Origin of the sequence: Aridibaculum aurantiacum (assembly GCF_017355875.1) — a bacterium.
GTDB classification, from domain to species: Bacteria; Bacteroidota; Bacteroidia; order Chitinophagales; family Chitinophagaceae; genus Segetibacter; species Segetibacter aurantiacus.
The window spans coordinates 925,718-945,314 of the sequence record NZ_JAFEWC010000001.1 but is presented as its reverse complement, the minus strand read 5'-3'; the positions used below and the strand labels follow the sequence as shown (position 1 = coordinate 945,314).

The 19,597-nt window shown below is 42.7% G+C and carries 11 protein-coding genes and 1 tRNA gene; 7 read left to right on the top strand and 5 right to left on the bottom strand.

What is annotated here, in order from left to right; all coding sequences use genetic code 11:
- Positions 1-97 precede the first annotated feature (97 nt).
- Positions 98-2,749, top strand: coding sequence for an ATP-binding protein (locus J4N22_RS03895; RefSeq protein WP_207492389.1), 2,652 nt, complete (start codon positions 98-100; stop codon positions 2,747-2,749).
- On the opposite strand, the gene J4N22_RS03890 is transcribed toward J4N22_RS03895, so the two are convergent.
- The 4 genes from J4N22_RS03890 to J4N22_RS03875 form a co-directional block, all read right to left on the bottom strand.
- Positions 2,750-6,280, bottom strand: a complete 3,531-nt coding sequence (locus J4N22_RS03890; RefSeq protein WP_207492388.1) for a two-component regulator propeller domain-containing protein — start codon at positions 6,278-6,280, stop codon at positions 2,750-2,752. It lies immediately after the preceding gene.
- A gap of 271 nt (positions 6,281-6,551) precedes the next feature.
- Positions 6,552-6,625: transfer RNA gene (locus J4N22_RS03885), tRNA-Met, on the bottom strand.
- A gap of 119 nt (positions 6,626-6,744) precedes the next feature.
- Positions 6,745-9,144 carry a PAS domain S-box protein gene (locus J4N22_RS03880; RefSeq protein ID WP_207492387.1) on the bottom strand — a complete coding sequence of 800 codons (2,400 nt, stop codon included), beginning with the start codon at positions 9,142-9,144 and terminating at the stop codon, positions 6,745-6,747.
- Between the two features lie 338 nt (positions 9,145-9,482).
- A complete protein-coding gene (locus J4N22_RS03875) occupies positions 9,483-9,878 on the bottom strand; it encodes a response regulator (protein WP_207492386.1) in 396 nt (131 codons plus the stop codon).
- A gap of 72 nt (positions 9,879-9,950) precedes the next feature.
- Between J4N22_RS03875 and J4N22_RS03870 the strand changes: the two genes are divergently transcribed.
- A complete protein-coding gene (locus J4N22_RS03870) occupies positions 9,951-13,658 on the top strand; it encodes a chemotaxis protein CheB (protein ID WP_207492385.1) in 3,708 nt (1,235 codons plus the stop codon).
- Between the two features lie 133 nt (positions 13,659-13,791).
- Here the strand turns inward: J4N22_RS03870 and namA are convergent, their stop codons facing one another.
- Positions 13,792-14,862 (bottom strand): NADPH dehydrogenase NamA, encoded by a 1,071-nt coding sequence (gene namA / locus J4N22_RS03865; RefSeq protein ID WP_207492384.1) that lies wholly within the window; start codon positions 14,860-14,862, stop codon positions 13,792-13,794.
- 153 nt (positions 14,863-15,015) lie between these two features.
- On the opposite strand from namA, the gene J4N22_RS03860 reads away from it, so the two are divergent.
- The 5 genes from J4N22_RS03860 (at position 15,016) to J4N22_RS03840 (ending at position 19,482) form a co-directional block, all read left to right on the top strand.
- Entirely contained in the window at positions 15,016-15,612 is a 597-nt protein-coding gene (locus J4N22_RS03860; RefSeq protein WP_207492383.1) for a TetR/AcrR family transcriptional regulator, read from the top strand.
- A 170-nt stretch (positions 15,613-15,782) separates the two neighbouring features.
- A complete protein-coding gene (locus tag J4N22_RS03855; protein ID WP_207492382.1) occupies positions 15,783-16,382 on the top strand; it encodes a TetR/AcrR family transcriptional regulator in 600 nt (199 codons plus the stop codon).
- A gap of 2 nt (positions 16,383-16,384) precedes the next feature.
- On the top strand, positions 16,385-17,005 hold the full coding sequence (locus tag J4N22_RS03850; protein ID WP_207492381.1) for a TetR/AcrR family transcriptional regulator: 621 nt from the start codon (positions 16,385-16,387) through the stop codon (positions 17,003-17,005).
- On the top strand, positions 16,983-18,389 hold the full coding sequence (locus tag J4N22_RS03845) for a TolC family protein (RefSeq protein ID WP_207492380.1): 1,407 nt from the start codon (positions 16,983-16,985) through the stop codon (positions 18,387-18,389). Before J4N22_RS03850 ends, J4N22_RS03845 begins: the two co-directional genes overlap by 23 nt.
- Positions 18,390-18,408: 19 nt before the next feature.
- On the top strand, positions 18,409-19,482 hold the full coding sequence (locus tag J4N22_RS03840; protein ID WP_207492379.1) for an efflux RND transporter periplasmic adaptor subunit: 1,074 nt from the start codon (positions 18,409-18,411) through the stop codon (positions 19,480-19,482).
- Positions 19,483-19,597 lie beyond the last annotated feature (115 nt).

Below are 19,597 nucleotides of genomic sequence, written 5' to 3'. Positions count from 1 at the left end.
CAATATTGCACAAAATTCATTGAATATGTAGCCGTATTCCTGGTTTTAATTTGGCAGAATATGCTTATTTGAATAGCCTTAAATTGCGTTATAATTTATGGCAACACGAATCGCTAACAATAGCTTTCATGCTCCTATATTAGACATGATAGCAGATCCCATAATATGGGTACTTCCGGTTTATAACGATCAAAATGAAGTTGTTGACTTCAAAGTAGAATATGCTAACAGGCCAGCTGTTAATGGATTGCAACATCCTAAAGGAGAACTGGTGGGCTTACAGATCTTAAAAGATGGTGTTCCTTCGCATGAAAGTGCACCGGCAAATTTCCAGCACTTTTTATCAGTATTTGTAACTGGCGAGGTAAAAGAATATTCATTCATTGCACATCATTCCAATAGGCAATATGAAACGGTGCGCCGCATGTACGAAGGCGGTGTTTTGAGCACTACACGCGATCGCAATGAACAACGCGAAGCAGAAAGAAAGGAAAAAGAAAAATCACAACTACTGAACGCCATTGTGGATCATGCTCCTACTGGCATAGTGGTATACGAAGCTATAAGAGATGATGATGGCATCATCGATGATTTCAGGATCAAGCTTTACAACGATGTTCTGCACGAGCTTACCGGCATACCAGAAAAGGATCGAAAAGAAAAGACCTTCAAGGAAATACTGAAGCAAGTTTCTGCCCTAGAGTTGTTTGAAAAATACGTACATATAGTAGAGTCAGGTGAACCTTTTTCGCTGGAATACTTCTCGCCTAATACCAATGCATGGCTGCAGCTATCAGTGGTAAAATTGGGTGATGGTTTTCTTATCCTGCTTTCAGACATCAATGAAGAAAAGAAATCGCACCAGGCGCTAAAGGCGCAAACCCAAAGACTTTCTACCATACTCAACAGTTCTTTCAACTGTGTATTTACATGCGATGCTGTACGTAACGAAGCGGGGAAGATCATTGACCTTAGGTATACACAGATAAATACGATGTATACCAACATGATCGGTAAAAGTGCAGAGGAAGTTATAGGCAAAACAATGATGGAACTTTTTCCTACTGCCAAGCCAACGGGTGCTTTTGAAAAACATTGTGAAGTTATAGAAACAGGTATCTCGCAACGCTTTGAAGTGAGATACCAGGGTGAGGGTCTTGATGCATGGTACGACACTTCGTCTGTAAAACTGGGTGATGGCGTGGTAGTAACCTTCGCCGATATATCGAAAGATAAGCAAGCAGCCATAGAAGTAGAGCGCCAAAAAAACCTGCTCAATAGCATTCTTATGCATTCTTCGAATGGTATATCTGTAACGGAAGTAATACGCGACAAGGATGAACAGGTGATAGATGCCAGGACTATCTTAGCCAATGATGCAGCTGTACAATACATAGGTCTGCCTAAAGAAGTTTTGTTCTCAAAAACGGCCACTGAACTGGACCCGGAAATAATGAACTCAACGTATTCACAGCTGTATAATAAAACGCTTGAAACAGGTGAACCATCATTGCTGCAGTACTTCCTGGAGCTAACGGGCAGGTGGCTGGAACTTACCATTTCGAGGATGGACAAAGACAGGGTCATTCACATTTTCACAGATGTTACATCTATAAAGCAGGCGCAACTGGAACTGGAAAGAGCAGCGGCAGAAATGAAAACAGTTTTTAATGCTGCGCAAACTGGTATGTTCACGCTTTTGCCTGTATACGACGAGAACGAAGAACTAATAGACTTCAAATTCCTGATGGCCAACCCAACTATTTCATCGTATGTAGGCGAATTACCAGAAACACTACAAGGTGAATTGGGAAGTAAATGGTTTCCGCAGTACAAGGAGAATGGTGTTTTTGAAATGTACAAACAGTCGTACCTGTCTGGGGAGACAATGCGCCAGGAAATTTATGTTGATGTACAGGGCACAGAGCGGTACCTTGACCTGCAGTGTGTAAAGGTTGGTGAGCACCTGCTGGTATCATTTACTGACCATACAGAACTACGGACCGTACAGCACCAGTTAGAACAAACCATTGAAGAGCTGCGCCGCTCCAATGCAAGTCTTGAAGAGTTTGCCTATGCTGCATCACACGACCTCCAGGAGCCGCTAAGGAAGATCCACACGTTTGCAGAGAAACTGAAGATGGATATGTATGATGGGCTTGCACCTAATCAACAGCGCATGTTCGACAGGATAGAGAGCGCCACCGAAAGAATGCGTACGCTTATAAACGACCTGCTGACGTATAGCCGCGTTAGCGTAGAGCCACTGAAATTTGAACAGGTGGACCTGAACAACGTGGTACAACAAGTAATTAGCGACCTGGAAACAAGTATTGCAGACACCAAAGCAGTAATACATGTGGGCGATCTTCCAGAGGTAAATGGTGATGAAAGACAGCTAAGGCAGATGTTTCAAAACCTGCTGGGCAACGCTTTGAAATACCGCAAACAGGAAGTGGCGCCAATCATTCATATTTCTGCCAAACAAGTAAAAGATGTATTGCTGCGGCCTGATGAAAAGAAGACGTTTGAACAGGTAGATGTAACAGATAATGGTATAGGCTTTTCGCAGGAATATGCTGAAAAGATCTTCCAGGTGTTTCAGCGATTGCATGGTCGTGCAGAATACGAAGGCACTGGCGTAGGACTGGCTATAGTAGAGAAAGTGGTAAAGAACCACCATGGCTACATTTCAGCCAAAGGCGAACCAGGTGTCGGAGCCACATTCTCTGTAGGATTGCCTTCATGATCAGGCGGTTTCAATTTCTACAGGTAAGCCCCTTTCCACATTTACATTTTCTACCAGCGGTTCCTGTGTACAGTTGTGGTGAAAGGTGATGATGAACGTGGTACCCTTGGCCACTTCGCTTTGTACCTCTACCTTACCTCCTAGTGCATTCACCTGCGACTTTATGATGAACAGACCGAGGCCCTTACCTTCTTTCTCTTCATGGAATCGCTGGTGAAAACCAAACAACCTGTCTTTGTACTGTTCTACATTTAAACCTATACCATTGTCAGAAAATGTAAGCACTACTTTGCCATCATCAGAACAATAGGTTGAGATGTTTATCACCAGGCTTCTTGCACCCGACCGGAACTTTATTGCATTTGAAATAAGATTTAGGAAAATGCTTTCCAGGTAACTCCTGTTATAGTACAAGTGATCCACCTGCAGGTCTTTATGAATTACTGCAGAAATATCGCTAAGCGGGCTAATGAAAGTGGAGGTTACTTTATCCAGCACCTCTTGCACAGGTATCCATGATAAATGTGTATCAGGATTGTTCTTAATTACCAGTATCCTCGTTACATCATCAATTGTCTGCTGCAGGCCCTGCGTAGAAGCTTCTATCATTTGTAACAGTGGGACATTATCTTCTCCTAGCTGGCTATGATCCAACAGGCGCAACAAACCAGTAATGTTAGAGAGTGGCGCCCGCAGGTTATGAGAAGCTATAAAAGAGAACTGCTTCAGGTCGTTGTTGCTTTGGGTCAGTTCCTGGATGATCATTTCTCGCTCCAGCTCCGTTTGCTTCCTGGTAGTGATGTCTTGCATCGCGCCGATCATTCTTACAGGCTTTCCATCTTCATTGCGTACTATAAATCCTTTGTCCTCTACAAACGCATATGAACCATCTGCTTTTAAATACCTGAATTCATCCTGCCATAGTGTTTCTGTACCCTCAAGCTGATCTTTTATACCTTTTAGTACCCTTTCTACATCCTGTGGATGTATGGATTTCTGCATCGAAAACAAGGGATCATTTGAGCTGGTAAATGGATAACCAAATAAGCGCATAAAGCCATCGCCCCACGATATAGAATTCTGCTGCAGATCCCACTCCCAGATAGCATCAGAACTGGCCTGTGCTGCGTATTTAAAGCGCTCGTTACTTTTCTTTAGTTCGTATGTTTGCTCATCTACCAACGCCTTTAGTCTTCCTCCTTCTCTCCTGTTTGTCTGTATTTGTTTAAAGAGGAAACCGGCAGCAAACAAAAGCAAAACCATCAAAACTCTGAACCACGCGGTTTGGTAAAAAAATGGCTGCACCTGGAAAGTAAAACTCGCCGGCTTGGAGAAATGGTTAAACTGCTCCGCCTTTACTTCAAAAGTATATGTACCTGGATCAAGTTTACTGAAAAAGGCCTCACGCCTGTTTCCTGCAGCTATCCATTTATCATCCATTCCCACCAACCGGTAATGATACTGGATACTGTTTGGGTTTAAGAAGTCTATGCTGGTATATTTCACCTGGATATTGTAAACACCAGGCGGAATGCGTACATCCTTTAGCGTAGCATCTACCTTGTCGCCATAGCTTATTCTAAGAATATCTGTTTCTAAATCCACCGCTGGTTCTGCCACTCTTGCAGGATCCACTATGGCTACACCATCCACAGTAGGAAACCAGATAGTTCCATCGTGCAGCTTGTAACCGGCAGGGAAAATACCTCCATTAACTTCTCCATTCAACATGCCGTCCTGGCTATTGAACAAGCGTACAGGCACCTGGTTTACCTGCTGCTTTTCCAGCATTTCCAGGTCGTGAAGTTTCATGCGCTGCAAACCATGGTTTCCACTAAGCCATATAGATCCTTTACCATCATCAATAATTCTGAAGATGCTATTGTAGCGCAAACCTTTTGAACTGTTCACCAACAAAAACTTAGATCCATTGTACACCAACAGGCCTTTTTCCGTAGCCATTAGCATACGGCCATTGCTGCTCTCACAAAAGTCATCAATCAACTCGCACCCAAGTATTGTCTTTGGTAAAAAAGATAGCATGCGGCCGTTTGGTTCAATTTTGATCATGCCGCTACCTCTCGATCCAATCCACATATTATGTTTTGAATCTTCATAAGCACTGGTAATATCGGTAAGTAAGAATGCTTCTGGTAACTTGATCTTAATAATCTTATTGTTGGATAAAAGATGCAAACCTCCGTTCCTTGTTCCGATCCATGTCCGGTTATCACTACCGATAAAAACCATCTGAACAATATTGCTTACCAGCCCATCTTGCTGTGCAAAGTGCTTGTCCACTCTGCCTGTTTTGTTGTTGTACCTGTCAAGCCCTTTTGGTGTACCGATATAAGTAAAATCCTTATTACCGTAGATGGTTAATATAAGATTGTGCGACAACCCATTTTTCTTATTGATATACCGGGTGCCGGCACGGTTAATAATACTTATTCCCTCTCCTGCTGTACCAACCCATATATCTCCATTATCATGCTGAAAGACTGGTACCACCAGGTTGGAGGATAGCTTAAACTTTGGAGAAAGCATTTGGACTTCTGCAGGTTTCAGCTGCACCAATCCTGAAGCTGAGGTACCCAACCAGGTGAGACTATTTGCACCAAAGAATATGCTGCGGACACCATCAGCGGTATAAAGATCTTCATCTTTGAAATTGGCTTTTGCTTGCAACACCTGCACGCCCGAACTGCTGGTGCCTATCCATAGATCACCAGCCGGCGAAATGGCAAGGCAAGTGATGAAGGATTCTTTCAGTCCATCTTTTTCTGTTACGTGAAGTCGTTGATTATGGCCCAGGTTGAATAAGCCATTGTCTTTTGTTCCTATCCAAATAGAACCATCTTTATCAATGGCCAGTGCGCGAACATATTCCTTTTCGGTTCCTGCCACCAGTTCTGCCTTACTGCCTGTATGTAGAAGTTTATAAAGTCCTTTATCGGTTCCAATTAGCAGGTCATTCCCCAGTGCCTGAAGCACCTGTATGCTCTTTTTGTCATCAGTTTTCCATACATCCACCTCCTTCACCAGGTGATCCTGTATGTAAAACAATTGGCCGGTGCTGGTGCCGATCCACAGCCGCCCGTTTGCACCTTCTGAGATATTGTTGATACGGGCGCCACCTACTTTAGCACTTAGATCATATGTATGTTTAACCCGTTTGTTCACCAGCAGAACCGAAGACTCTGAAGCGGCCCATACTGCATTTTTTTTAAATGAAGGTTCCAGGTCGTAAAATGTATTGGAGGAAAGACCAGCAATGTTCTGGTCGTCAAAAACCTTCATCTCAGTACCATCAAAACGGGCCAATCCTTCTTCAGTGGCTATCCATACGAAACCTTCTCCGTCTTTAGCTATATCAAATACAGTATTCTGCGGCAACCCGTTTTGATTATTCCACAACCGCTGGGTATGCTTTTGCTCGTACCATTGGTGTTGTGCAGATGTATCTACTTTAGCTAAAAAAATATATACAAGTAGTATCGCATATACTTTCCAACATCTCCTACTACTCATCTAAAGAATCGTGTTTAAATAATCTAATTACATCAACAGTTTAATCTCTACAATTTAAAGTAACGCATTAATTCTCTGTGAAGTATGCAGCAGTAGAAAGAAAGGAAATTTGCAATTGTAAGAAAATGAAACACAAAGGCTGAAGCCGGTTTTGCAGAAGGAATCTCGAATGATGAGAGGGCTTTAGGGGGAAGCTTATTACTGTCTACTACCTGTAGATAGCTAAAAAAGAAAAAGCCCAAATTCTTATAAAGTAAGAATTTGGGCTATGTAGCGAGGAGCAGACTTGAACTGCCGACCTTCGGGTTATGAATCCGATGCTCTAACCAGCTGAGCTACCTCGCCAAACCTCAAGCGGCTGCTTTTCGGGCTGCAAATATAAGCGGCAGCAGCTTTCTTTAAAGTTTTTTTTTTCGCCTTCTAAAAAACATTCGTTGATCACCAGGATGACGTACAAATAAATTTTAGTTCTCAGGAAGATAAATCTTGAAAGTTGCGCCCTCTCCATAAGTACTTTCTGCAGTTATAAAACCATGATGGTTCTCTATAACCTTTTGTACAATAGCTAATCCTACACCTGTGCCTTCATATTCTGATTTTCCGTGCAAGCGCTGGAACAGTCCGAATATCCGCTTGTGGTGCTCCTGCTGGAAACCGATACCATTATCACTTACTTCTAGTTCGTAAAAGCTCTTTACGCGGTCACTGGTGTGCAGCAGGTCTGGCATCAATTCACTTTGTACTACCTGGCAGCCTATAACAACACGTGGCGGTGTATCTTTTTTATGGTACTTCAGCGCGTTGCTCACCAGGTTTTGGAACAGTTGCTTCATCTGCCGGTAATCCCCTTTTACCTGTGGCAGTTTCCCCACCTCTACTGTTGCATTCTTTTCAATTATTGTGGCTTCCATATCATCCAGCACCTCGTGCACCACCGTATTCAGATCCACATCTGAAAAGCCAACAGAACCAAGAGAAGCATTGGAGTAGTTAAGCAGGTCGTCAATAAGCGTGCGCATTCTTTTGCTGGTAGCCCTGATGCGGTCAGCTATCTGTACATTTTCTTCACTTATATCCGGCCCTATTTTGCTAAGCAGTCTGTCGGTAAAGAAGCTGATCTTGCGCAGTGGCTCCTGCAGATCATGAGAAGCGGCATAAGTAAACTGCTTCAGTTGTTCATTCGCCTGTCTGAGCTCGTTGGTTCGTTCTTCAATCTTTTGCTCCAGCAGTTCTGCGTTTCTTTTTTCTTCAGTTATGTCCAGCACAGTTCCTATCAAAACGGGTTCAGTTTCCTGGTTGATGAGGGCACCATTCAGGCGCACCCACCTTACATCTCCAGCGGGCTGTATGATACGCGCTTCGTAAAAAAGCTCGCCTGAGTGCCTTGCATTTTCATGTGCCCTTGTTCGTATAGGTACATCTTCCGGGTGTAAAGTTTCTACAAAGGCTTTATAGGGCATATTCTGCATGTCGGAAAAACCAAAGATCTCGGCCAGCCGCGGAGAGTACATGATGGTTTGCCTGAACATATTTACATGAAAAGTTCCTAGCCGGGCCGACTCTACAGCCAGCCTGTAACGGGCCTCACTTTCGCGAGTGGCATCTTCCAGTTTTTTTCGTTCAGTAATATCGCGGGCAATGGCAAAAAGATAAGGATTACCACCAAGCACCAGAGATCCCATATTAACCTCTACCGGGTATATATAGCCGTCTTTTCGCTTGTGCAGGGTTTCCTGTTGATGTAGTTTTTCATGCAGTCCTTTTTCAAAAAGCTCGCTGAAACCTTCATCATCCATGTCGGGAAAAACATCGGGTACGGTTAAAGAATTTGCTTCATCCTCAGAATATCCCCATGCTTCCAATGCTTTTCTATTCAGGTAAGCAAATGAACCATCTTCGCGCATTAGTAAGAAAGGATCCTGTGCATTATCAGCCATGAATTTAAACCGCTTCATGGCTTGTTCGCTTTCTTCTACTTTCAGCCTTGCTACTACCTGTTCTGTTACATCTATGGCTACGGCAATGATGCCAATAATGCTGCCATCCGAATCCCTGAAAGGCTCGTAAACAAAATTCACATATAACATTTCCAACTTGCCACCGCGAGGCAGTTCTATTGGTCTTTCGCTTGCAGAAAACGTTTCGCCGGTATTATAAACATGCGCCAGGATTTCTTCCAATCCCTGGTTTCGTACCTCATGTAATCCCTCAAAAATTGGTTTATGCAACAGCTCATCGGCGCCTTTTCCCCACAGCTCAAACATTCGTGTATTGGCGATCTCCAGCACCAGCGATGGGCCTTTCAAAATACACATAGCTACGGGCGATTGAAGGATAGTAGCCCGCAGGTTTCGTTCACTTTCTTCTATTTTCCGCGTAGCAAAAACTTTTTCAGAAGTTTCAATACAGGCGCAGAAGAGTCCTTCTACCTGGCCATTGTCATTCATCAATGGGCTGTACGAAAAGGTGAAATAGGTTTCTTCGTTGTAACCGCGGCGGTTGATATACAGCACCTGGTCTTCGCTCCAGGTTGAATGCCCCTGGAAAACCCTTTCCACCAGCGGCGAAAGGTCATCCCATGCCTCTGCCCAGGCTTTAGAACCACTGTTTCCTAAAAGCGTAGGGTGCTTTTTGCCGGCTATGGGTATGTATGCATCGTTATAGATTGTTGTCAGCTCAGGCCCCCACCACACGAACATTGGGAACTGCGAGTTGAGGATTATTCCTACAATACTGCGTAAGCTCTGGGGCCAGGTGTCGGGAGTGCCGATGGCGGTTGTACTCCAATCGTTGTTGCGAACCAGTTTTCCCATCTCTCCGCCACTGCTCAAGAAACCAAGTGACTGGGGTGCTGTTACTGTCATTCTTAAATTTAAAAGAGATAATCAAGTTACAGAATTGGAGTGAGGTATGAGGCGTGAGGTATCAGGTATCAGCGTTCAGCAATCTAAAGTCCGAAATCTAAAATCTAAAATCTCTCATCAGATATCATCACATCAATAGTGGCTTCTGTAATTATCAAGATCATTTATAGGTGAATTGATTTTGGGTCCTCACATAAAATATATTGGAATGATGAACCTGTAAACCCACTGCGTTTGTAGACCTTTTAAAGGTGCAAAATGGTGCCGCCATGAAAGATAAAGACGAACGGAGCGTCGCAACAAAAGCTTCATCAAAGCTCTACTGCAAGTCTCCACGTTTAAGCACCAGCTACATCTAAAATCTTGCTGATGGTCTCGTTCCACCCTTCAATGGTAGCAGGCTTGGTGATAAATTTATTCACGCCCATTTTGTAACAGTAATCTATATCTTCTTTGGACGATGAAGTAGTAAGAACAATTACAGGCACATCTGAAAAAGGACCATTAGATTTTAACACTTGCAGTACCTCTTTGCCATCAGCTTTTGGAAGATTTAGATCCATTACAATAATTCCGGGCAGGTGTGTACTATCCTGTATATGATTGGACACTTTATCCCCTTCCATTATCACCTCTATCTGGTAATCAATGGAATTTTCGTCAAGTGCTTCCTTAAGCAGATCTACATCATCTACATCATCTTCTATCAATAGGATATCGAGAGGCTTCTTCATATAGGCAAAGATGCATTATCTTGAAAATTCAAGCAATTAATTTGATACATTTACGACCTCAGTGAAGGTATCATGGCAGACAATAAAGTAGGTTTAGAACTAGAAAATATAAACAGTAATTATATAGTTGGAATAGGTGCATCGGCTGGAGGGCTAGAAGCAATCCACGAGCTTTTTGATAACATGCCCGCTGACACCAATTTTTCTTTTGTTGTTATACAGCATCTTTCTCCGGACTATAAAAGCCTGATGCCTGAACTGCTGGCCAAGCATACTTCTATGAAAATTATAGAAGCTGCTGACGGCATGAAGCTCCTTCCTAACCACATTTACTTAATTCCGAGCAAGAAGCTGATGAGCGTGACGAAGGACACGATAGTGCTGACGGAAAAAGTAGATAACCGTGCGCCCAATACAGCTATTGACACTTTTTTTACTGCGCTTGCAAAGGAAAAAGGTAACAAGGCAATTGGGATCATATTGTCTGGCACAGGCACCGACGGCACACGTGGTATAGAAGCCATAAAAAATAATGGTGGTATAGTGATAGTGCAGGATGCAGTTTCAGCACGCTTTGATGGCATGCCTAATAGCGCTATAGCCACCGGCTATGCCGACCTGATATTACCACCTGAATTGATACCCGGAGAGCTTACTGAATTCATAGTAGAAGCACCTTTCCTGAAAGCTTTTAATGAACTGAACAGGAAGGATGAAACCATAGTGAAAGAGATACTGGAAATAGTAAAGATGGAAACCGGCTATGACTTCAGCAGTTATAAGCGGCCTACCATCAACCGGCGCCTGGTAAAGCGGATGACGCAGAACAACTTCATCAACCTGGTAGACTACCGCAACTTCTTAAATAAGAACAATGAAGAGGTAAAAAAGCTGAGTAAAGATTTTCTGATCGGTGTCACCAAATTCTTCCGCGATGGAGAGGCCTTTGATACGCTACGGCAGCAGGTGATGCCTGCCATACTTAATAAACAAGGAGGTGAAGGCTCGGTAAAAATTTGGGTAGTAGCATGCAGTACAGGTGAGGAGGCTTATTCAATGGCCATACTGGTACAAGACCACCTGGAGAAAAATGAAGCAGCCGATGTTACGGTAAAAATATTTGCTTCTGATATAGACCCTGCTGCACTTGAAGTTGCATCCAGGGGTATTTATCCTAAAACAATAGCCAACGATATTCCGGGTGAATGGCTGGAGAAATATTTTAAGCCAGAAGGTGATTATTACAGGATATCACCCATTATAAGAAAGATGGTGGTGTTTGCGCCACACGATGTTCTTAAAGATCCACCGTTCTGCAAAGTTGACCTTGTGTCGTGCCGCAATATGCTCATTTATATGAATGCAGAATTGCAGCATAAGATCCTGAAGAAGTTTCACTTTGCGCTAAACAGCGGAGGCTTTTTGATGTTGGGACCTTCAGAGAACATCAGCATTTTGAAAGAGCAGGTAACAGAGGTAAATAAAAAGTGGAAGATCTTTAAAACAGTAGAGCGCGCCAAGCTGTTGGATGATGGAATGTTACCAATGCTGATGGATAACCGGTACCTTGGAAAAACAAAATCCTTTAAGCAGAAGAACGCGCTGAACTTTCTTCCTGAACTATTTTCAGAAACGGTAACAGAGGCGTTCAATTTTGCAGGCATCCTTGTAGACAAAGACATGGAAGTAAAACAGGCAACTGGTAACTTCAAAAACTTCTTAAGCTTTCCTGATACCAATTTCAATTTCAGCCTGCAAAAGCTTGTGGCGCCGGAGCTGGCGCTTGCTATCACCTCCGCAGTTCGTCGGGCTACTACGGATGGCGAGAAGGTAGTAGTGAAGAATATTAAGATCCGGGACCAGAATAATAGTTTACGTGTAATAACCATTATTGTTCGTCCTTTTCTGCAGCAAGATGAATTTGTGCAGCCGTTTATTTACATAGTACTCTGCGAAGAAGAAAAACAGCAAAAGGTAAAGAAGGATTATCCTGTTGAGCAAGGTTCCAATGATTTGCAGGAACGTTTACATGAACTGGAACAAGAGCTAAAGGAGACAAAAGAAAATCTTCAGTCGGTAGTAGAAGAACTGGAAACAAGCAACGAGGAATTGCAGTCGAGCAACGAGGAGATGATTTCAGCGAATGAAGAATTACAAAGCACCAACGAAGAACTGCAATCGCTGAATGAAGAACTGCATACTGTAAATACAGAACACCAGCTGAAGATAAAGGAGCTGATAGAACTGAACGACGACCTGAACAATTACTTCTTAAACACAAACATTGGCCAACTTCTGGTTGATAAGAACCTTATCATACGCAGGTTTTCTCCTTCGGCAAAATTACTTGTAAACCTGAGGGAGAGTGATATAGGCAGGAAGATCAGTGACATATCGTACAACGTGCAGGATATTGACCTGATAGCTGATATAAAACAAGTGATTAGTACAGATGAACAAATAGAAAAAGAGGTTACCACAGGAGATGGTGCTATATACCGGATGCTGATCAATCCTTTCTTGCGACAGGATTCTACTTCAGATGGTACTGTAATAACTTTTGTAGATATCACTGAACTGAAGCAATTGAATAGCCTGATACAAAGCGTGTTCAACAGTTCGCTTAATGGTATCATGGCCTTTAAAGCTATTCGCAATGAAGAAAATCAAATAGCCGACCTTGAATGGCTGGCGGCAAATAAATTCTCTGAAAACTTTCTTGACCTACCACCGGGCCACCTTGTTGGAAGAAGCTTTAGAACCCAATTCCCTGACGAAAGCAAAGACATCTTTGAAAAGCTGGTGCATGTGATCCATTCAGGTGAGACACTTTTCATGGAACATTTTTACGAGAAAAAGGAGCGCTGGCTTCAACTGATAGGTGTAAAAATGGACGATGGATTGGTGCTTACATTTATAGATATCACCACGCAGAAGCAGGCACTTGAACTGCTGGCAAAGGGTTACGAGGATCTGCGCCTGAAATCGAACCAACTAAAAACAAGCAACAATGAGTTGGAGCGGTCGAACTACGACCTGATGCAATTTGCGTCTGTAGCATCGCACGATCTGAAAGAGCCATTGAGAAAAATACAGACTTATGGCAACTTGCTTTATTCTAAGATAAACAGCCAGCTTCAAGACAATGAACTTGGATATCTTGATAAAATGATCCGGTCATCGCAGCGTATGCAAACACTAATAGATGATGTGCTGACTTTCTCAAAGCTGAGCAATACAAACCTTCATTTCACACAAACAGATCTCAACAATGTCCTCAGCAGGATATTGGAGGATCTTGAGATCATCATTAAAGAGAAGAAGGTTGCTTTTCATATTCCGAAGCTTCCGGTTATTGAAGCCATTCCTGGCCAGATGCACCAGCTGTTTCAAAACCTGATAAGCAACGGACTGAAGTTTAACAACAGCGAGGAACCAATGCTTGCTATTGAAGAATGTGAGATCTCTTTAGACGAGGCTAATGAACTAGGTATACAGGCAGATGATTTTGTATGTATTTCGGTAAAAGATAACGGCATCGGTTTCGATGAGAAGTATGTCGATAAGATCTTCAAAATCTTCCAGCGCTTACACAGCCATAGCGAGTACCAGGGAACAGGTATTGGACTAGCCATTTGCAAAAAAATTATAGAGAACCACAACGGGCATATAAAAGTGGAAAGCAAGCCAGGTAAAGGAACCAGCTTTCACATCATTCTTCCTAAAAAACAAGTGATGGTAAGCGTTGAGCTAACAAAGGAAGAGATAATGAGCAACTAGTTGATGATTTTATATGGTGGTTAGAGTTACAATCAATGCCGTTACCTTTTTCAATATGAAGGTTTGGTAGTAAAGTAGGCATCGATCATATAGCATCTAGCATCCGTTATCCACTATCTAGCATCCAGACCCACTACCCTCTCTTCGCCCTTTCATATTGCACAGGCCATGCAATATCTTGCTGAAGTTCTCTTGCAGCATGTAGTGGAAAATGCGGATCACGCAGAAATTCACGCGCCAGTAGCACTACATCTGCCTGTCCCTGTTCCAGTATACCTTCTGCTTGTTGTGCCGAGGTAATGATACCTACAGCGCCGGTAGCCATCCCTGTTTGCTTCTTGATAGCTTCAGCAAAAGGCACCTGGTACGATGGACCGGCAGTTATCTGTTGCAAAGGAGAAACGCCTCCTGAAGAACAATCTATAAGATCCACAGACTTTGTTTGAAGCACATTAGCCAGGGCTACTGCATCATCAATTGTAAAACCTCCTTCTACCCAGTCTGTTGCTGATATGCGTACAAACAGCGGCCGGCTTTCATCCCAAATTTCCCTGACTGCGTCTATCACCTCCAGCAAAAACCTGTTCCTGTTTTCAAATGAGCCACCATACTCATCGGTCCTATGATTGGTGAGCGGGCTCAAAAACTCGTTGATCAGGTATCCGTGTGCAGCATGTATTTCAATCACTTTAAAACCTGCCTGTATACTTCGCAATGCTGCGGTTTTAAAATCGTGCACACATTGCATGATGTCAGCTTTGGTCATTTCTTTTGGCGCAGGATCACCTTCATTAAAAGGTATGGGAGATGGTGCCAGCGTTTGCCATCCTCCTTCTTCTGGCAGAAGAGTTTTATGACCTTTCCACGGGCTGGTAGTGCTGGCTTTTCTACCGGCATGTGCCAGTTGTATGCCCGCCACCGAACCATGTTCATGTATAAAAGAGGTGATGCGCTGCAACATGGGAATGTGGTCATCTTTCCATATTCCCAAATCATCAGGCGTAATTCTTCCCTCTGGTGTAACTGCAGAGGCCTCACATATTATTAAACCAGCACCACCCACAGCACGACTACCTAAATGCACTAAGTGCCAGTCGTTAGCATAACCATCCGCACTTGAATATTGACACATAGGCGAAACAACGATCCTGTTCTTAAGCGTGATATTTCTGAACGTTATCGGCTGGAATAATTTAGCTGTCATAGTACTGTTTGGGGGAAGTGATAAAAAGATGTGCCAGTTTTCGTAAGTGAAGAGACGACGATTTTGTTTCGTACAAAAATAAGTAGCAAGATTAGCTTAACCTATTGAGATAGTAGCGCAGTCTCCTTACGCATTTACCACTATTTTTGAGCTATGGCCAATGATAATAAGAGAGATGCAATTATAGATGCAGCACAAAAAAGATTTTCGCATTTTGGTGTTGCCAAAACAACCATGAACGAAATAGCTGATGATCTTTCTCTATCCAAAGCTTCTCTTTATTATTACTTTCCTGATAAGCTAAACCTGTTTGCAGCAGTTCTTAAAAAGATCGTAGAAGCCCAACGCGCTGTTGAGCCTCTTTCTTTAAAAGAAAAGAACCTGCAAAAAGCTATCGCAAAATTCCTGGAAGCACGAACAGAATTCATCATTAGCAATTACTTTATCATAGAGTATTTGAGAACAATGAATGGTTCGTACCCGCCTGAGCTTGAGCAGATCTTTTCTTCCGCCAGGAGTTGGGAAATAAACCTGATAGCCTCTATACTTACCAATGCAAAACAGTCACAAGGTCTTAAACTAAAAGATCCAACCAGCACTGCTGAGCTTCTAATGGATGCTTTGGAAGGACTTCGCTTCGTCAACCTGCACAAGAACAAAAGTTTTATCCCACAGAGAGAGCAGTTTCTGAACCTGCTGAAACGTGAAAAGGAACTCGCTACTATTTTCATGAATGGCTTAAGTGCATAGTTAGCGCTCCTACATTTACCTGCCTCGCTGCTTTTTACACCTGCTCCTACCGCTGCATTTAATAAACTGTTAACATACAAAAAGAAAATTCTGTGTGCAGCAATAGGATTTGCCTTACCTTTGACTTTTAAAACAAAAAAGTCAGATAGTAAACTAGTCAAACAGTCAGTATGAGAGCAGAGTCATCAGTGAAGCAAGAACATATAGTAGAGGCTGCTATCAAACGGTTTACACATTTTGGCATCAACAAAACAACCATGGCTGAGATAGCCAGTGACCTGGGAATAAGCAAGCCTACATTGTTTTACTATTTCAACGATAAGAACAGCCTCCAGGAAGCAGTTGGGAAAAAGATAGTGAATGAGTTTCTGCTTGCTCTGCAGGAAGTACTGAACAAAGCAAACACCATAGAGGATGGTCTTATAGATTTTATAGAGGTTAAGAGAGACTATATAAAGAAGTATTCGCTCCTGGCCTTGCAGGTACAGCACTTTGATACTAATAAACCTATAGCCATGCTGGAACTGGCACAAGAAGCTCATAAAAGAGCTGGTTTGTTGTTAGCCAATTTTTTACAGAAAGGAATAGATAAAGGATCCGTCAAACCACATGATACTGCATCTACCAGTCATCTCATTCTAGAAACACTGGCAGCTTTTGATCTGTGTTTCAGCCGTCGATCCTCAATGGTAGAGAATAATGATGTAGATGAATTATTCAATAAGCAAAGGGAAGTAGTAAAAATGCTGGTAAATGGACTAAAGAACTGATGATGGAAGAATTGATAATTACCAAAGCAAGAACTCTCTTCTTCTCCTATGGCTTGAAGAGCGTATCAATGGATGACATTTCCAGGGCGGCAGCAATATCAAAAAAGACGATCTACAAATCTTTCAATGATAAAACTGAGATCATTGAAAGACTTGTAACTGATCTTCTTGATTGCTTCAACAAGATGATAAAAGAATGCACTGAACAGGCAGGAAATGCAGTGGAAGAAGTAATCCTGTTTACCCAAAAGCCGGTGGATATTATAGCAGGCATCAGCCCTTCTTTCTTCTTTGAGTTGAAGAAGTCATTCCCTTCTTTATGGGACAAGTTGGAGGAACATAACAAGCACGCACTGTTACCATTCATTGTGCAAAACCTACAAGCCGGTATAAGAGAAGGTTTATATAGAGAGGATGTAGATGTAGCATTTACTGCAGATATACGATTACAACAAATACAATCAATAGTAGATGCAAAGTCATACACTGACAAGCCTGTTCAATCGCACACGCTAATCACGCAGTTGACACTTTTCTACTTACATGCCATAGCTACAACAAAAGGAAAAAAATTAATACACAAATACATAACCACAGATAATGAAAAGCAATTTTCAAGATGACACACCTGGCCTGGTACACAAAGGCAGCACCAGGCTGTATAAGATGCTACTGGTACTGGTAGCGTTTTTAACCATCCAAAACAGCTATGCGCAAGAAGCGAAAACCTTGCATTTGAAAGATGCACTGAACTATGCAGTGAAGGCTAGTCAGAATGCAAGAAAGGCAAGACTGGATGTAGAGAACAGCCAATACCAGATAGATGAAGTAAGGTCAAGAGCATTGCCGCAGATCAATGGATCAGGTGGATTAACCTATAATCCAATCTTGCAACAGAGCGCGCTGCCGGGAGATTTTTTTGGCAGACCCGGAACCACCATGCTGGTAGCATTTGGTCAGAAATGGAATGCTAGTGCCGCCGTTTCTCTTAACCAAACCATCTTTGATAATTCAGTATTTACAGGATTGAAAGCAGCACGAACAACTGCAGAGTTTTATATGCTGAATGCAAAGCTGACAGAGGAACAGATCATTGAACAGGTAGCCACCAACTATTACCAGGTACTGGTGCAGCGCCAGCAACTTAAAGTACTTGATACTACTATCAAGAATACGCAAAAGGTGCAGGGCGTTCTTCAAAGTCTTTATGATAATGGCCTTGCTAAAAAGATAGATGTAGACAGGATTGCTGTCAATGTCTCTAACCTCAGAAGCCGCAGGCAACAACTCCTGAACGGGTTAGAGTTACTTCAAAATCAATTGAAGTTTTATATAGGTCTGCCTATAGAAACTCCTATCACTATTCCTGATGTAGAACTGGCAACGGTAAAACCACAGGCTGTTCCACAAGGAGACTCAATAGACCTGGCAAGTAGAACAGAAATAGCTGTGTTGGAAACACAGAGTGATCTGCTACAATTCCAGAAGAAATCAGTGCAGAATGAATACTTGCCAAGCTTATCATTATCCAGTTCATATTCTTACCAGGGCTTAAGCAATAGCTTCCCAATATTTAAAGGACAAAACAGGGGCGCTAACTGGTTCGATGTTGCATCGGTAGGTCTTAACCTTCGCGTACCCATTTTTAATGGTCATGCTACACGGGCAAGGCTAAGGCAGGCCGATGTAAAGATCCGCAAGCTTGATGAAGATATTGCACAAACAAGACTGGCCCTAAACCTTGCCTACGAGAATGCTAAAACCCAAATCAATAACAGCATTATTACTCTGCAAAACCAGGATGAAAACGTAAAGCTGGCAGAGCAGGTATACTTCAACACGCAGAACAATTACAACAATGGGCTTGCTTCCTTAACCGACCTACTGAATGCAGAGACTTCGTTGACCGAAGCACAAACAAATTATTCTTCCGCCTTACTTAATTACAAAGTATCCGAGATACAACTGGTAAAATCACAAGGCTCACTTAAATCACTACTTAACTAAAACGAATAAAAATACAACCATGAAAAAAAGGTCTATAGTAAGATTATTTACCACCATCTTGATAATAGCAGGTTCAGTTGGATTAATAGGTTGGATACTTACTAATAACAAAAAGAAGAACGAAGCCAAAACAGCAGTAGTGGCTCAATCAGGCAGTGATGTAGCGGTAAGAGTGGAAGAAGTAAAAACACAAAATATTGATCTTGATTTTGCTGTGAATGGAAACTTTGCTCCTGCCCAGCAAATGGATTATGCAGCTGAAAGTTCAGGACGCGTGGTGAGAGTTTTAGTAGATGAAGGAAGCAATGTACGTCGTGGACAAACACTTGCCATCATTGATGCAGGCACACTGAACGTGGACCTGGAAAGTGCACAGGCAACACTACAAAGTGCACAGCGTGACCTGCAGCGTTATGAGAATGCATACAAAACAGGTGGCGTTACACAGCAGCAGTTAGACCAGGCTCGCCTTGCTGTTCAAAACGCACAGGCGCGTGTATCACAATCAAAAATCCGTGTTGGTGATGCCAATGTAAGATCATCCATTAATGGCTTTGTAAACAAGCGTTACATAGAGCCAGGTGCTTTTGTTTCGCCTGGTGCAAAGCTGTTTGAACTGGTAGATGTTTCTAAACTAAAGCTGGCCGTTATTGTGAACGAAAACCAGGTAGCCCAGCTAAAAGTTGGCGACCCGGTACAAGTGAAAGCAAGCGTTTTTCCTGATAAGAATTTTACTGGTCGTGTAAGTTTTATTGCAGCCAAGGCTGATGCAGCGTTAAGCTTCCCGGTAGAGGTGGAAATAGCCAACACAGGTAGCAAGATAAAGGCAGGTATGTATGGCACGGCTATGTTCGATTTTCCCGGACAGGCACCAGTAGTAGTGGTACCACGCAGCGCCTTTGTTGGTGGTGTAAACAACAATCAACTGTTTGTTTTAGATGCAGGCAATATAGCTCGTACAAGGAAGGTAATTGCAGGCAGAATAATGGGCGACCAGGTAGAAGTACTGCAAGGCTTAAGCACAGGCGATAAAGTGATCACCAGTGGACAGATAAACATTGTTGATGGAACCAAAGTGGAACCTATACAATAACTGCATCTGTGCATAGCACCAGATAACACCTCTTGTACATTATTGTGCCTGTCCACTTAATGCGCGGTTCAGTATCTAATGTAAAAAGGAAGCAGGCAGCTATACATGCACAACC

Coding starts and splice junctions, on each gene's coding strand:
- J4N22_RS03895 (WP_207492389.1), top strand. CDS start 98: ATGGCAACACGAATCGCTAACAATAGCTTTCATGCTCCTATATTAGAC.
- J4N22_RS03890 (WP_207492388.1), bottom strand. CDS start 6,280: ATGAGTAGTAGGAGATGTTGGAAAGTATATGCGATACTACTTGTATAT.
- J4N22_RS03880 (WP_207492387.1), bottom strand. CDS start 9,144: ATGACAGTAACAGCACCCCAGTCACTTGGTTTCTTGAGCAGTGGCGGA.
- J4N22_RS03875 (WP_207492386.1), bottom strand. CDS start 9,878: ATGAAGAAGCCTCTCGATATCCTATTGATAGAAGATGATGTAGATGAT.
- J4N22_RS03870 (WP_207492385.1), top strand. CDS start 9,951: ATGGCAGACAATAAAGTAGGTTTAGAACTAGAAAATATAAACAGTAAT.
- namA (WP_207492384.1), bottom strand. CDS start 14,862: ATGACAGCTAAATTATTCCAGCCGATAACGTTCAGAAATATCACGCTT.
- J4N22_RS03860 (WP_207492383.1), top strand. CDS start 15,016: ATGGCCAATGATAATAAGAGAGATGCAATTATAGATGCAGCACAAAAA.
- J4N22_RS03855 (WP_207492382.1), top strand. CDS start 15,783: ATGAGAGCAGAGTCATCAGTGAAGCAAGAACATATAGTAGAGGCTGCT.
- J4N22_RS03850 (WP_207492381.1), top strand. CDS start 16,385: ATGGAAGAATTGATAATTACCAAAGCAAGAACTCTCTTCTTCTCCTAT.
- J4N22_RS03845 (WP_207492380.1), top strand. CDS start 16,983: ATGAAAAGCAATTTTCAAGATGACACACCTGGCCTGGTACACAAAGGC.
- J4N22_RS03840 (WP_207492379.1), top strand. CDS start 18,409: ATGAAAAAAAGGTCTATAGTAAGATTATTTACCACCATCTTGATAATA.